Raw genomic sequence first — 13,448 nt, 5'->3', positions numbered from 1 at the left:
AGAATATGTGCTCTTTTTATATGTCGGGGATTGGCCTAGTGGCCTATATTTTTTATGAAATGGACGAGAAATCGAAAGTTGTACCAACGACTAAAGTACAATGTAAGGAGAAGCAGTGGCAGCAGCTTCTCGGGCCTGTTAAACAGACTACTTTCGATATAAAAACAGCTACAGAATCTTAAAAAAAATTCCCCTGTGGTAGCAAATTACGACATTGAAGCAGTAATTTGCTACCACAGGGGAATTTTTAGAGGAGATGTAAGACCCCATATTTCAAAAATATTGAATGAACAATTTATATAAGTGTAAACAAACTTATATGTGAACTAGATCTGTATACCGTATACAGATCTAGTTCACATAATCACTTCTTTCGAAACCAAGCAAGCGAAAGAGTCCTTAATATGTTAGGCTGTTTTTGTTTATCATATATGCTTAATGATAACCATTTTGTCCATTTTGGCTGTTGCTCGTTTTGTGTTTTGGATGGCTTTTTTTATTTTGCTTCGTACTACTTCCACCTTTTTTTGTTTGCTTTGTCATTGTTTTAAACCTCCCTTTCACCGTGTTAGTATGCTCATATATACAAAATAGTTTCATACCAATAATTACTTGGCTCGTATGCATCGCCAAGGTTTCACGCGCTGGGTATCCTACTGCAGTAGGTGATAAGTAAATGATAACGGAACATGTTCTCTTTTTTTATATGCTAGGGGTTGGACTATTGGCCTTTATTTTTCATGAAATAGACGACAGATCGAAAGATGTCCTACCGACTGAATACAGCAAATTAGCGTCACCAATTGAAAGACGTTTATATAATGCGTTGGTGCTAAATGGCTATTGTGTCCAAGCACAAGTAAAATGTGGCCCTTATCGAATTGACCTTGTAATAGGTAAGCTTGCGATTGAATGCGATGGAAAAGAGTCTCATTCTTTTCCATCGCAAAAGGCTCATGACCGAAAGAAAAATGCTTATTTGAGGAAACAAGGATATAAAGTAATGCGGATCAGTGGCAACAGTATTGTAAATCGTATGCCTGGAGTTTAAAAAAGAGTGAAAACAAGATTGAATTAAAAAAGAGAAGGCTGAGCCTTCTCTTTTTTAGAATTTTATTTTATAGACCGCCTTTATATTTTCCAGCATTTTTAGATGCTTTTTCTTTCTTGGCTTTATCTTTATGAATTTTGTTTGCTGCAGCACTTCCGAATTCATGGCTGAACTCAGAATTAATCACTGCTGAATCAAAACCTTTTTTATTTTTTTGATCAGCATCGTTCTTTTTTGTACGTTTTGCCATTTTCCTAACACTCCTTTTAAAAGTTAGTGCTTATTTAGTATAGGGTGAAAAAAGCATTTTATGAGAGGCAGTACTCACTAAAATCTCCTTATTTATACAGCTTGTAAAGAGTATCCGTTCTTCTCGTTTAGATAAGTAATAATACAAAGTGATATAGGTAGGTTTAATTTGTATATCTTTATATTTATCGTTTCAACTTTCTTCATAAAGCCTTTTTTATTTATTGAATCTATTCATCATTGTTTGTACAGTTGCCGGTGCCATTTTATTGCCACGCCCTCTTGTCATTCCATAAGTCGTAACAGCTCCAACTCCTAAACCCAATAATGAAAACAGCATGCCTCTGTTATTACGTCTCTTTCCAAATATCCCTCTATTGTTGCGTCCAACATTAAATAAGGACGTTAACCAACGTAAGTTGTTCATTATGTGAATACCCCTTTAATATTTATTTGAAAGAAAATGGTTTTCCAACGTCTTTATTCTTTGACAACTTGACTTATCCATACTGGAAAAATGACACTGTTTTCATCCTCTAATTATTACCTGTTATGATTTTGAAAATAATGCTTATTTTAAGAGATGTACGATTATCACAAGAAAACAGTTATATTAGAGGTGATTATTTTGATTAACAAATGGATAGCTGTATCTGGTGGAATGATTCTTGGTGTGTTATCAACTGGAATCTTCGGTTTCAAAGGGTTTTCCCAACTTTTTAATAAAGATACGGGATCAGGAGGTTCGTCTCGATAACTTGACTTTTCCTCTTAATGAGTATGTGGCTATTCAAATCTTACAGCTAAATCTATAAAAACAAACTTTAGTACGCTTTTTACTTCTCTACAAAAGGAAAAAAATATAATTTGATAAACCCTACTATTCCTAGTAACTAAAAAAGGAAACCCATTGAATGAACAAGGGTTTCTCTTTTTTAGCACATAGTAAATGAATTTGTTGCACTCAATCACTCTAATTTAACGAGTGTTAGGAAATACTCTTCGAACGGTTTCAGTAAACTCTTCAAATAACCCTCTTACTGGAGCGCCTTCATTAATTCTATTTCCGTAATCTTCCATACGATTTACAAAATCAGGATTGGATGATACAAATACGTCCCGAATATCTGGATCTGTAGCTCTTACTTGATCAGCAATCTTCTTTTCTATACGATCTGTTACTTCTCCTTTTGCCCCATTCTTTAAAACAACAGCCACGTAAGCATTTCGGTTTGTAACAATCACATTTGCATTGTCTACTTCGTCTAGTTTAGCAATTCGATCTGCAGCCTCATCAGCTACTTCTAATCGCGTTTGGTTATTATTATCTACATTATCATTTCGATTTCCGTCGGGTTGATAGCCAACATCTCGTAAGTCATTGTTGTTACGAGCGTTTTGTGCCCTTTGTTCAGAAGGCTCTTCAGTTGGATCGGGTTCGGCTTCATCCTTTTTATCATTACAACCAAAAAGGAACCCTACGGATAAAATGGTTGATAAGAGTCCCACTAAATATTTTTTTGTTTTCATCGTTTCTTACTCCCTTCATTTTTAGATAACATTTCTGTCGTTATTATCCGTTTAAAGAAAAGAGAGTATACGAGCTTTTCTTATATATTGTCTAACTATCACGATGAGGTAGTTCAAAAAGTTCTATTATTGTTTTAAAAAATAAATGAGTAATTATATGAATGTTCAAATGCCATCGTACAAAGAAAGATGAATCACTTTTCCCAATTCGAATAGGACTCGTCTAGGTATAATGTATTAATTTAACAGACATAAAATCCAGTTGTTTCTCCATTCTAAAATTATATTCATAAAAAGGAGAAATTCATCATGACAGTAATCAATCAAGTTAAACAGACACTAGCTGGATTAAAGAGCGCACAAGCAAGTTTTGAAGGTTTTGCTTTAGCAACTGATAATGAACAAGCAAAACAACTGTATCAAGATGCTGCTCAACAAACGCAAGCGATTGTTGACAGTCTCTCTCCACGTGTTCAACAAATTGAACAAGAAGAGCCTCAATACAAACAATAAGAACATGAAAAAAGGCTGGTCCATTAACCAGCCTTTTTTCGAATTCAATTCTTGAGTAGAAACGGACAGGTGATTGTATGAAAGAAAAGATAAGAAGATTAAATAGTTGTCTTTTTTTGGTAACGATTATTATATATATCTCTGGGTGTATTGGGCAACAGAATCAGTCGGCTAATGACAGTAATGACACAACTATTGTAAAGGTACATACAAACAACTCAATTGATCAAACAGTTGCCAATCAAGCAAAAGAAAAAATCATAAAAGAAGAAGAAGTTTCGGCTGTGAAAGCAGTAAATACAGATAAGGAACTGTTAATGGCGATAAAAGTGGATCAATTTCATCGCTTTCAATTAAAAAAAATTAAAAAGAATGTGAAAATGGACGTAGAAAAAGCATATCCCGATTATAAAGTCTTGGTTTCAACGGATCAAAAAATCTATTGGGAGTTGGAACGATTAGAAGAAAAACTGCAAAAAGATAAAACAAAGAAAAAAACATTACAAAAAGAATTCAACAACATTCAAAACCTTATGAGAGAAAAAGCGTGATGAAAGAGGTGTACATATGTCAAATAATCAAAAGAAACAATTAACACCTGTACAACAGGAATATCAGGACCTTGAAAAACAGAAAGAAACCAAGAGACCAGTAGTTAAAAATTGTATCAAAGCTTTTTTTACAGGTGGCATCATTTGCCTTATTGGCCAAGCCATTCAACTGTTTTATATTTATTATTTTGATTTTACAGATCAAACAGCCGGAAACCCAACAGTAGGAACCATGATTTTTATCTCTATGCTTCTGACAGGTTTCGGCGTTTATGATCGAATTGCTCAATTTGGAGGAGCTGGTTCTGCAGTTCCTGTTACCGGCTTCGGAAATGCGGTCATATCAGCATGTATTGAACATCGAACGGAAGGGTTTGTCTTAGGTGTAGGTGGTAATATGTTTAAGTTAGCTGGCTCCGTCATTTTATTTGGTACCTTTTCAGCGTTTGTCATTGCGACCATTAAGACGATTCTCATACAGTGGGGTGATTTATAATGCTTACAGGACACCGCACATGGGTCTTTGATCAAAAACCTGTCATTGTCTCTACTGGGACGGTTGGAGGTCCTTTTGAGGCTAATGGAGCGCTTGCTGAAGATTTTGATTTGCTCCATTCCGATTTATGGTTAGGACAGGATTCTTATGAAAAAGCCCACAAAGTTTTGTTAGAAGAAGCGAGTCAAAAAGCCATCGAAAAAGCAGGTCTTCAAAAAGAGCAAATTCAATTTTTCCTTGGAGGAGATCTGATTAATCAAATTACGCCTACTAGTTTTGCTTGCCGAACACTTGGCACACCGTATCTTGGATTATTTGGCGCTTGTTCTACGTCTATGGAAGGACTAGCTCTTGGTGCTTATCTAGTTAACACAAAAGGAGCAAATTATTTACTAACGGGTGCTTCCAGTCACAACACCGCCGTCGAAAAACAATTTCGTTATCCAACTGAATACGGTGGACAAAAGCCACCTACTGCTCAATGGACGGTGACAGGTGCTGGCGTTGCTTTGTTAAGTGATGCTGGAGATGGACCTTGTGTTACATCCGCCACGATTGGCCGTGTGATCGATATGGGAATGACGGATCCATTTAATATGGGAGGAGCAATGGCTCCGGCGGCTGTTGATACCATTGAAGCACACCTCACTGAGCGAAATCTTAAGCCATCTTATTATGATTTGATTGTAACAGGCGATCTTGGTCAAATTGGGCGTGCAGTCTCACTAGATTTATTTAAAAAACATGGGACTCCAATACGTGAAGAACAATATCAGGATTGCGGGCTTATGATTTACCGGGAAAGCCAGCCGGTCCTATCAGGGGCTAGTGGTCCAGGTTGTTCAGCAACCGTTGTATATGGTCATTTATTAAATCGAATGAAAAAAGGCGAATTTAAACGAATACTAGTGGTAGCAACAGGTGCTTTATTATCACCATTAAGCTTTCAACAAAGTGAAACAATTCCTTGTATCGCCCATGCGGTATCAATTGAATATGGAGGTGAATAATAGTCATGATTTTCTTTTGGGCTTTTGTTGTAGGTGGGTTGATCTGCGTTATTGGGCAAATTATGTTTGATGTATTTAAACTTACACCAGCACATACCTTAAGTGCATTTGTAGTGATTGGTGCTCTTCTAGATGGGTTTGGTTTATACGAACCTTTTATCGATTTTGCAGGAGCAGGAGCGACCATTCCTATTACAAGTTTCGGAAATTCTCTTGTGCATGGGGCAATGGCTGAAGCAGAAAAACATGGGTTAGTCGGTGTTATTTCAGGAATGTTTGAAGTAACAAGTGCCGGAATTTCAGCTGCCATTATTTTTGGAATGATTGGCGCCATACTTTTTAAACCAAAAGGATAAGGAGAATGTAAAATGACCATTGCATCAGATGTGAAACAATGTCTTGCCAGTCTTAAAGGAGTAGAAGCTGGTTTATCCAATTTAGCATTACGAACTCAAGATGATCAATCAAAACAGACATTGCACGAAACGATGAATGTCGTCAATGAAATCGTAACAGATTTAAAAGAACGAGTGGGAGAATTAGAGCGAGAAGAAGCTCAATACAAAGGTTTTTAGGATAAAGGAAGCTTTTTTAGAATTGTAGGAGGTATTAAGAAATGCCAGATTGGTTAATTGTAGTTTTGCGGTCTTTATTGTTTTTAGTTGTTCTTTTTGCTATTACAAAATGGTTAGGCAAAAAACAAATATCTGAGCTTTCCTTCTTTGAATATGTGACCGGTATTACCATTGGTAATATAGGAGCAGAAATGGCCACGGGAATTGAGAAAAGCATTGCTAATGGGATACTCAGCATCGTAACCTTTGCAGCAGTGCCCTTTTTAGCAGGCATCATTTCTCTAAAAAACAAACCTTTTCGCGACTTTATAGAAGGGAAAGGAACTGTTTTTATCAAAGATGGAAAAATCATGGAAGACAATTTAAAAAAGGAAAAGTACACAGCTGATGAGTTGTTAGAGTTACTTCGAAAGAAAAATGTCTATCAGGCGGCTGATGTAGAATTTGCGGTATTAGAGGCAACCGGTGATTTCAATGTATTATTAAAGAAAGAAAATCAACCGTTAACTGCAAAAGATTTAGGTGTGGCCGTTGCTCCAAGTAAGGAACCTCAGACAGTTATTATGGACGGTGAAATATTGGATGAACCACTATCGACAATCGGTCAAAGCAGAAGGTGGTTACACACTGAACTAGAAAAATTAGGGGTTACCATTGAAAATGTCTTTCTTGGGCAGATAGATTCTTACGGGCAATTAACTGTTGACCTTTTTGATGATAAACTTCAAGTTCCATCTCCTCAAGAAAAACCTTTATTACTTTCAACCATGAAAAAATGTCAGGCAGACTTAGAATTGTTTGCGCTTGGAACAGAAGTAGAAAAAGCGAAACATACGTATAGTAAAAACAGTCAAAAGCTACAAGAAGTCATTGATAAAGTGACCCCCCTTTTAAGAAACTAATGGAATTTGCTGATAATAAAGATGTTGAATTACCAATAAAGCCATGTAATTTTTCACGTTTAACAGTGTATTTATCTGAATGAGTATTAAAATTACGGATTTCAATTTTATGATAAGGTTAACCAGACTTTCTGGTTGGCCATTTTTACTTTGAAGAATCTATTCTATAATTTTACCTTACCATTTTACTTACACATATTTTTTACATAACAATAATAAAAAAGGAAATAATAATATATTGGGTTAACCTTTAACAGGTGATAAACCTCTAATAATTTCAATTAATTATGGTGGGGAAAATATAAAAATCACCTTTATGGCATCGTATACATAAAAAACACCCCTCATGGAAATGAAACTATACATACTATTTTAGTGAATGTGGAGGTACACTGGTTATGCCAAGCTGGATAGAAGTTATTATTCGTTCTGTTCTTATTATATTAGGATTATTCTTTATCACAAAAATATTAGGGAAAAAGCAATTATCGAAGTTATCTTTTTTTGAATACATAGTAGGAATTACAGTTGGCGACATTGCTGGAACAATTTCGATGGATCTTGAATTAAATGCTGTGAATGGAGTCACCTCAATCTTGGTCTGGTCATTGTTCCCAATCATTATTTCGTATGTTTCCTTAAAAAGCATAGTTTTTCGAAAAGTAGTTGAGGGTACGCCAACTACTTTTATAAAGGATGGAAAGATTTTAGAAGAAAACTTAAAGCGTGAGAAATATACAATAGATGAATTAATGGAACAGCTAAGAAAAAAAGATGTTTTTCACGTTAACGACGTAGAATTTGCAACGCTTGAAACAAATGGGGAATTTAGTATTTTATTAAAAAAAGAAAAACAGCCTGTGAGATGGGGAGACCTTTTTGGAGCTGGCCAAAAGGTAAAATTACCACAAACCATTATTATAGATGGGAATTTTATAAAAGAAGCTATTTATGAAATGGGCTATAGCTTAGAATGGCTTAAAACTCAACTTCAACAACGAGAATCGACTGTGGAAGAAGTTTTTTTTGGTCAAGTCGATCATTTAGGCAATCTGTATCTAGATTATTACAAGGACCGTTTTATCGAAAAAGGGAAAAATAATTCAGAAAGTTAGAAAGTAGAACTAGAATTTCCAAAGACTCTAGTCCTTTTTACACCAGAACCTTATTATGTTGCGCAAAATATTATAAATGATAAAAAAGTAGCTGACTAATCCAACTACTCTTTAATCAAGATTTCTATTTTGTTGGGTTAATGTCTTAGAGGTAGAAGTAGGTTTAGGTGCTTTACCAAGTCTAGGTTTCCAATTTCCTAACTTGTTTTTCAAGTAATCCTTTAAAAAATCACGTTTCTTTCTGCGTCTTTTATTCCTGTTTTTCATAAGAAATTACCACCTTTACGTCATTTAAGAGATTCAATTTATCCGTATATAACTATGCTAAGAAATTCACCATTTATGCTAAATCTATAACTGGTAAGTAATTCGCCTGGTTCTGATGTAAAAAAGTTAGATAATAAAATTCATCTGAATCTTTTTGTACCAGAAGCTTTTTATTTAATAATTACAAAATTAATAATAAGTATTTGCTTGAGCAAACTATACAAGAGGTCATGAGGCACCAATCACTTTAATCCTTATTCTAATTACGTCACTCCAACAGAAAAAACTACCTTTGCACCCTAGGTAGTTTTTTTCTGTTATACATATCAATACTTTTCTGCTGATGCTTGGGAACATCTTGAGTAGTTTGCTCTGGTTATAATGTTTTAATTCATATAAAAAGCAGATGACCCACGAATAAATGTATCCATGGGTTATCTACTAGTTCAATTTATAAGCACGCGAGGTCTTTATAAATCATATGCCTGTTTTTAAAGCTATATGACTTCTCTTCTATAAAAAAACAAACTACCCCTAAGCCGTTTAGAAAGGTGGCGAGGTAGTTTGTTAGGTGTAAGGGAGTATTAGCTAAGAAAGGACGCTATCCATCTTGAGTAGTTTGCTCAAGATATCAAAATTTATTTATCTACATAAAAGAAAAGTCTAAATTGAACAAACCTTTAAAAGTTTTTTATTATATTTCGATAGAAAGGGAAAGAGTGAGAAATAGCAACTGATTATAGATTGGAGCTACAATCATGCTATTTCTTATTCTTTCTGTTATAGTATTTAGTTTAATTGCATTATTTATACCGAAACGTATGTCTGGTATTGAGCTCATAACTACGACTTTATTTGCTTTATATTTAGAAGCCCTAGTCAATGTTTTTTTTAGACTTTAAATATGATTTGTATGGGTACTTTAGCAAAGGTGTCGATTGGAGAGGTTTACTTTATGGGTGTGGTATTTTTGGACAGGTAAGCATAGTATACTTAAATTATTTTCCTTATAACAAAAAATTAATGAGCAAGATTATATATATATTATAGGATGGTCAGTTTTTGCTTATATATATGAATTACTTTTCCTATGGAGTAAGACATATTACTATAACGGTTGGAAATACTGGTATTCATTAATAATCTATCCTATTCTTTATCTAATTTTAATGTACTTTCATAAATACGTTCTTTTTCTTTTAAAGAAATATAAGCGATCATAAATAAATGTCTTAGATAATCAACTCTTTTTCTCATTGGATTCTGTGATTTTTCTTACGGTAAGCTGCAAGAAATGCGGTACGTACGCTTGTTGCAATGGGCATTATTTTAGCTATTTTATTTTCAGGTGTCATGTTCTTGGCTTATTGGTTTGGAATCGTACCTAAAGCAGAGGAGACGGTTGTTTCACAGCTTGCTTCCCAAGTGTTTGGACGAAATGGTTTCTATTATTTTGTTCAAGGTACGACAGCTTTAATTTTAGTCTTGGCTGCCAATACAGGCTTTTCAGCTTTCCCTTTACTCGCTGTCAATTTAGCTGTAGATAAGTATATTCCTCGTATGTTTACGATACGTGGTGATCGTTTAGGCTATTCAAATGGGATTTTGACACTTGGGATTGCCTCTATTGTACTCATTATAGCGTTTCATGGTGATACAGAAAGGTTAATTCCTCTATACGCGGTTGGAGTATTTATTCCATTTACACTATCTCAAACGGGTATGATTGTAAAATGGTTCAGAGAAAAGCCAGCTGGCTGGCAGGGTAAGTTAATTACCAACTTTATAGGAGCTTTTATTAGCTTTACTGTACTAATTATTTTCTTTACAACAAAATTCTCGCAAGTATGGGCTGTGTTAATCTTCTTACCTCTTATCGTCTATCTGTTCCACCGTATTAAGAACCATTATGTAGAGGTAGGAAAACAGCTTCGTATTAAGCCCGGAGATAAAGAGGCATTAGGATTAGAAGGAAATGTAGTCATTATACCAGTTGCAGGCTTAACAAGAGCTGTCGAGAATTCCATTAACTATGCAAAAATTATTGGAGACACAGTGATTGCGGTCCATGTGGCATTTGATCGTGAAAGTGAAAAGAAAATGGAAGAGATATGGAACGAACGATATCCCGATATACGCTTAGTTACATTCTACTCACAATATCGAAGCTTAGTTGGACCTCTTTTACGCTTTATTGATCGTGTAGAAGAGCGCGCTGATGATAGCCATATGGCTGTCACAGTGTTAATTCCGCAATTTATCACAAGAAAAAGCTGGCATAACGCATTGCATAACCAATCAAGTTTATTACTAAAGGCACACCTTCTTTATCGAAAAAATGTCATTGTGACAACATTGCCTTATAAATTTAAGAAATAAAAAAGCAAACCCCTTTTTATACATATAAAAAGGGGTTTTAATTCGATCATTCACTTTGTGTTAAGAAAAACAGAGGACATTTAGAATAACCAACATTACACCAGCTTAATTAAGCATTTCTTTACTGAACAATTTATCGTACATGCGATTACTGATTGGCAAGCTTCTGTAAATGATGTAATCAGCACCAGCATGCTTTGCATTGATACTGTGTTTAGATGTTAGAATTTCAACAATACTGTAAATAGAAGGCTTTATTCCTTTACAAGCAATAAGAGATAAAATTGAATTTATATCAGCATGTTCCTCTGTCTGGTCTGGATCGGCTGTTATAAGTATTTTTTTAGCATGTTGAATATTCGCTTTTACTAATGTTTCGAGATCTTTGGGATCTCCCTTAATAAAATAAATATGGTCAGGTAACAAGTGAGTTTCTTCCAGTGTGCTATCAATCAAAACAATCTTAGTTAGAGATAAAGATTCGCCAAAACAAGAAAGAAGATTCTTGACTCGTTCATTCCAACCAATAATCACAAAATGGTTATTCCCTATATACATAAACGCATGCTCCTTTAAAACCATAAGGCAGGTAAAGTAAAAAAACTACCTATAGAACTTAGTTTAAACAATTAGTTATACTCCCTTAATACTGCAGAAAGAACCCACTCTACAGTATACTAATTAGAAATTATTATCATTATTATCTCCCATTTTATAGAAAACAGACTAGATAACCTAGTTGCTCAAGTTATACTTCCATCTCTTATTTCAATAACTTATCAGCTATTTTTTCTATATGAAAATCTTCCTTGAGATGAGTGAATAAATAGATAAAAAAGAACACTCAACATACAGGAGCGTCCCTTTTATTATTATTGGTTCTCTTTCACTCCTGAAAGGAACGACTTGTTTCGTAAGCCAGCACGACGCACATAGGCTTCTACGGTGATGTCGACTTTTAATTTTGGAAAGTACAAATTACTCCATTTGTGTTCCATTTTTCTCCATTGATTTGGTCTAGTACGGTGAACGACTTCGCCGAATCCAAAGATATCAGCTTTATCTTTCTGCGCATGTTCAATGGCTTTTTTTAGCTCTTTTTTAATTTCTTTCTTCACTGTTTGTTCAATCTTTGTAATTACCTTTGGATTGGTTATATCTACAGGTACCTCCATTTCACCAATGTCTCCTTCAACACGCGTATGAACAGAAATATGAGGTTGTCCATTCTTCAATTGGGCAGACATACTAGTTTTTTGACGTACGGTTTGATAGGAAATTGCCTCTTTTTTTCCACCCCAATCGATGTTGATATCGGTTCCTTGGATTTTATCCAGAATCCATACCGTTCCTCTTGCTGTGCCTCCATAAAGCCAATCTATTAATTTTCCTTTTCTTAAAATGGCGAGTCCGGAAGCTCGAAGTGTTGCTTCAGGCGCACTTCGTTGAAGATTCTCCAGCTTTTGTGCTTCCTGAGGATTCCCAACCAGACGAAATCCTGATACGACGGTTTCTCCTCCAGGAGATTGAAGTCCCTTCATTACGTCTTGGAGCGACACTTTTACAGTCTCTCCCCATTTTCTTTGGGTGAATTCTAATGTTTTCCTTACTTTATTCGCTGGAATCTTATCAACGGGTGTTAATGTTTTAACCAAATCTGCTGCACTTGTGCGATTTGCAATCACCATGGTTGAAGTATTCCGAAACTCAGGGTCACGGTCAAAAGCATCCATTAATGAGTTAACCCCATCTTCTCTTGCCATCCTCTCACCAATAACGATTAAGTTTGCATGGGCATAATAAAGTCTCCGGGAAATCCTACTTGAAGCCCGTCTACTTGCTTCGACTAGATTGTCTCCCGAAGCTGAATAGATCGTAACAGGTGGACCTTGTGTACCTCCTGCTACGTTCCCAGGATTAATAATTTGGAGCGTTAGATGATATTTTCCACCTTTGGTTTTGTCGACGCCCATTGCTGATACAAAGGCCAGGTCAGTTAACTCCTTTTTACTCCAACAACTGGAGAGCAAGACCACCATCGTCATCAGCAGTAAAAGAAAAGCCCCTTTACGCTTCATTATTGTCACCTTCTTCGCGGTCGTTGTTTGAACGCATAAAAAATGAATCCTTTAATATCGAAACTTCTCCCCACTTTCACTTGATGAACGACGAAGTCTGAACTGTTTAATGATATTAAGATTCATTCATAATGAATCCTGTATATGTTCTACTGTATAATCCATACATTTATTTGTAGTATCATGGTGACAGTTCTTTATTATGTTTTGATTTTCAAAGGATAAAGACATAGTTTCAGCACTTTCTTACCTTTGGATATTTTAACCATATATCGAATTTTTATGTGAAAGTGAACAAAAGTGCTTCTACGCCATAATAGAAGAAAGAGAAGAAGAGAATGGTTGGGATAACATAGTATGAAATAGATAAAAAAGCCCATCGACCTAAGTGGATGGGCTTTATCTTTCCTATATGAATTGTTAAACTAACTAACGCGTTTTTTAATTTTTGGTTCAGGCTTTATTAGCAGGGAGGATAAAAATTCATAAATAATTGCGAATACCAAGGGTTGTTTACGCTCCTTCAGTCTATATTTAATTTGACTTACATGTAATCATAAAAATAAAAAGTAAAAACTGATTTGTATTACATGGATCAAGTGGGAAATTTGCATCGTAAGATTATACAGATAGATTATAGTAAAAAAAGATAATCCCTCATAGTCCTATTTTTCAAAAAAATTATTAAATAATTTTATCTTTTTTTTCTCTACTCGAAATGCTTTTGAGCCT

General features: G+C 35.0%; 17 protein-coding genes and 1 pseudogene. 12 read left to right on the top strand and 6 right to left on the bottom strand.

Annotated features, from left to right (window positions below; all coding sequences use genetic code 11):
* The first annotated feature begins 38 nt into the window (after positions 1–38).
* Positions 39–182 carry a hypothetical protein gene (locus LIS78_RS09600; RefSeq protein ID WP_209151488.1) on the top strand — a complete coding sequence of 48 codons (144 nt, stop codon included), beginning with the start codon at positions 39–41 and terminating at the stop codon, positions 180–182.
* A gap of 494 nt (positions 183–676) precedes the next feature.
* On the top strand, positions 677–1,051 hold the full coding sequence (locus tag LIS78_RS09595) for an endonuclease domain-containing protein (protein WP_098322504.1): 375 nt from the start codon (positions 677–679) through the stop codon (positions 1,049–1,051).
* Between the two features lie 67 nt (positions 1,052–1,118).
* Here LIS78_RS09595 and LIS78_RS09590 read toward each other — a convergent pair whose 3' ends face one another.
* Both LIS78_RS09590 and LIS78_RS09585 read right to left on the bottom strand, forming a co-directional pair.
* A complete protein-coding gene (locus LIS78_RS09590; RefSeq protein ID WP_016766705.1) occupies positions 1,119–1,301 on the bottom strand; it encodes a hypothetical protein in 183 nt (60 codons plus the stop codon).
* 216 nt (positions 1,302–1,517) lie between these two features.
* A complete protein-coding gene (locus tag LIS78_RS09585) occupies positions 1,518–1,727 on the bottom strand; it encodes a hypothetical protein (RefSeq protein ID WP_049787035.1) in 210 nt (69 codons plus the stop codon).
* A 201-nt stretch (positions 1,728–1,928) separates the two neighbouring features.
* Here LIS78_RS09585 and LIS78_RS31325 point away from each other — a divergent pair, with 201 nt between their 5' ends.
* Positions 1,929–2,057, top strand: a complete 129-nt coding sequence (locus tag LIS78_RS31325) for a hypothetical protein (protein ID WP_013056633.1) — start codon at positions 1,929–1,931, stop codon at positions 2,055–2,057.
* Between the two features lie 221 nt (positions 2,058–2,278).
* Here the strand turns inward: LIS78_RS31325 and LIS78_RS09580 are convergent, their stop codons facing one another.
* On the bottom strand, positions 2,279–2,830 hold the full coding sequence (locus LIS78_RS09580) for a YhcN/YlaJ family sporulation lipoprotein (protein WP_098278835.1): 552 nt from the start codon (positions 2,828–2,830) through the stop codon (positions 2,279–2,281).
* Positions 2,831–3,139: 309 nt separating this feature from the next.
* Here LIS78_RS09580 and LIS78_RS09575 point away from each other — a divergent pair, with 309 nt between their 5' ends.
* From LIS78_RS09575 to LIS78_RS09540, 8 genes are all read left to right on the top strand, one after another.
* Entirely contained in the window at positions 3,140–3,343 is a 204-nt protein-coding gene (locus tag LIS78_RS09575; protein WP_098278834.1) for a DUF1657 domain-containing protein, read from the top strand.
* 77 nt (positions 3,344–3,420) lie between these two features.
* Positions 3,421–3,894, top strand: coding sequence for a YhcN/YlaJ family sporulation lipoprotein (locus LIS78_RS09570; protein ID WP_252285048.1), 474 nt, complete (start codon positions 3,421–3,423; stop codon positions 3,892–3,894).
* Positions 3,895–3,910: 16 nt separating this feature from the next.
* Positions 3,911–4,390 carry a stage V sporulation protein AC gene (spoVAC, locus tag LIS78_RS09565; RefSeq protein ID WP_209151484.1) on the top strand — a complete coding sequence of 160 codons (480 nt, stop codon included), beginning with the start codon at positions 3,911–3,913 and terminating at the stop codon, positions 4,388–4,390.
* Positions 4,390–5,400 (top strand): stage V sporulation protein AD, encoded by a 1,011-nt coding sequence (gene spoVAD, locus LIS78_RS09560; protein ID WP_098278831.1) that lies wholly within the window; start codon positions 4,390–4,392, stop codon positions 5,398–5,400. The genes spoVAC and spoVAD overlap by 1 nt, the downstream gene beginning before the upstream one ends.
* Positions 5,401–5,405: 5 nt before the next feature.
* On the top strand, positions 5,406–5,756 hold the full coding sequence (gene spoVAE, locus LIS78_RS09555) for a stage V sporulation protein AE (protein WP_098278830.1): 351 nt from the start codon (positions 5,406–5,408) through the stop codon (positions 5,754–5,756).
* Positions 5,757–5,768: 12 nt separating this feature from the next.
* A complete protein-coding gene (locus LIS78_RS09550) occupies positions 5,769–5,975 on the top strand; it encodes a DUF1657 domain-containing protein (RefSeq protein ID WP_098278829.1) in 207 nt (68 codons plus the stop codon).
* 41 nt (positions 5,976–6,016) lie between these two features.
* Complete coding sequence (locus LIS78_RS09545) at positions 6,017–6,877, top strand: DUF421 domain-containing protein (protein ID WP_209151483.1); 861 nt, start codon at positions 6,017–6,019, stop codon at positions 6,875–6,877.
* A 398-nt stretch (positions 6,878–7,275) separates the two neighbouring features.
* Positions 7,276–7,992 (top strand): DUF421 domain-containing protein, encoded by a 717-nt coding sequence (locus LIS78_RS09540; protein ID WP_209151482.1) that lies wholly within the window; start codon positions 7,276–7,278, stop codon positions 7,990–7,992.
* A gap of 111 nt (positions 7,993–8,103) precedes the next feature.
* Here LIS78_RS09540 and LIS78_RS09535 read toward each other — a convergent pair whose 3' ends face one another.
* Positions 8,104–8,259 carry a hypothetical protein gene (locus LIS78_RS09535; protein WP_252285047.1) on the bottom strand — a complete coding sequence of 52 codons (156 nt, stop codon included), beginning with the start codon at positions 8,257–8,259 and terminating at the stop codon, positions 8,104–8,106.
* A 1,284-nt stretch (positions 8,260–9,543) separates the two neighbouring features.
* Here LIS78_RS09535 and LIS78_RS09530 point away from each other — a divergent pair.
* Positions 9,544–10,638: pseudogene (locus LIS78_RS09530) on the top strand (APC family permease); the annotation flags it as partial.
* Positions 10,639–10,743: 105 nt separating this feature from the next.
* Here LIS78_RS09530 and LIS78_RS09525 read toward each other — a convergent pair.
* The gene (locus LIS78_RS09525; protein ID WP_252285046.1) at positions 10,744–11,196 is read right to left on the bottom strand and encodes an NAD-binding protein; all 453 of its coding nucleotides are present in this window, start codon (positions 11,194–11,196) and stop codon (positions 10,744–10,746) included.
* Between the two features lie 314 nt (positions 11,197–11,510).
* The gene (locus tag LIS78_RS09520) at positions 11,511–12,716 is read right to left on the bottom strand and encodes a Ger(x)C family spore germination protein (RefSeq protein ID WP_209151479.1); all 1,206 of its coding nucleotides are present in this window, start codon (positions 12,714–12,716) and stop codon (positions 11,511–11,513) included.
* Positions 12,717–13,448: the final 732 nt, after the last annotated feature.

Origin of the sequence: Priestia megaterium (genome assembly GCF_023824195.1) — a bacterium.
Classification (GTDB): Bacteria; Bacillota; Bacilli; order Bacillales; family Bacillaceae_H; genus Priestia; species Priestia megaterium_D.
Note: the sequence above shows the minus strand (reverse complement) of the source record. Positions and strands in the feature narration are given on the sequence as shown.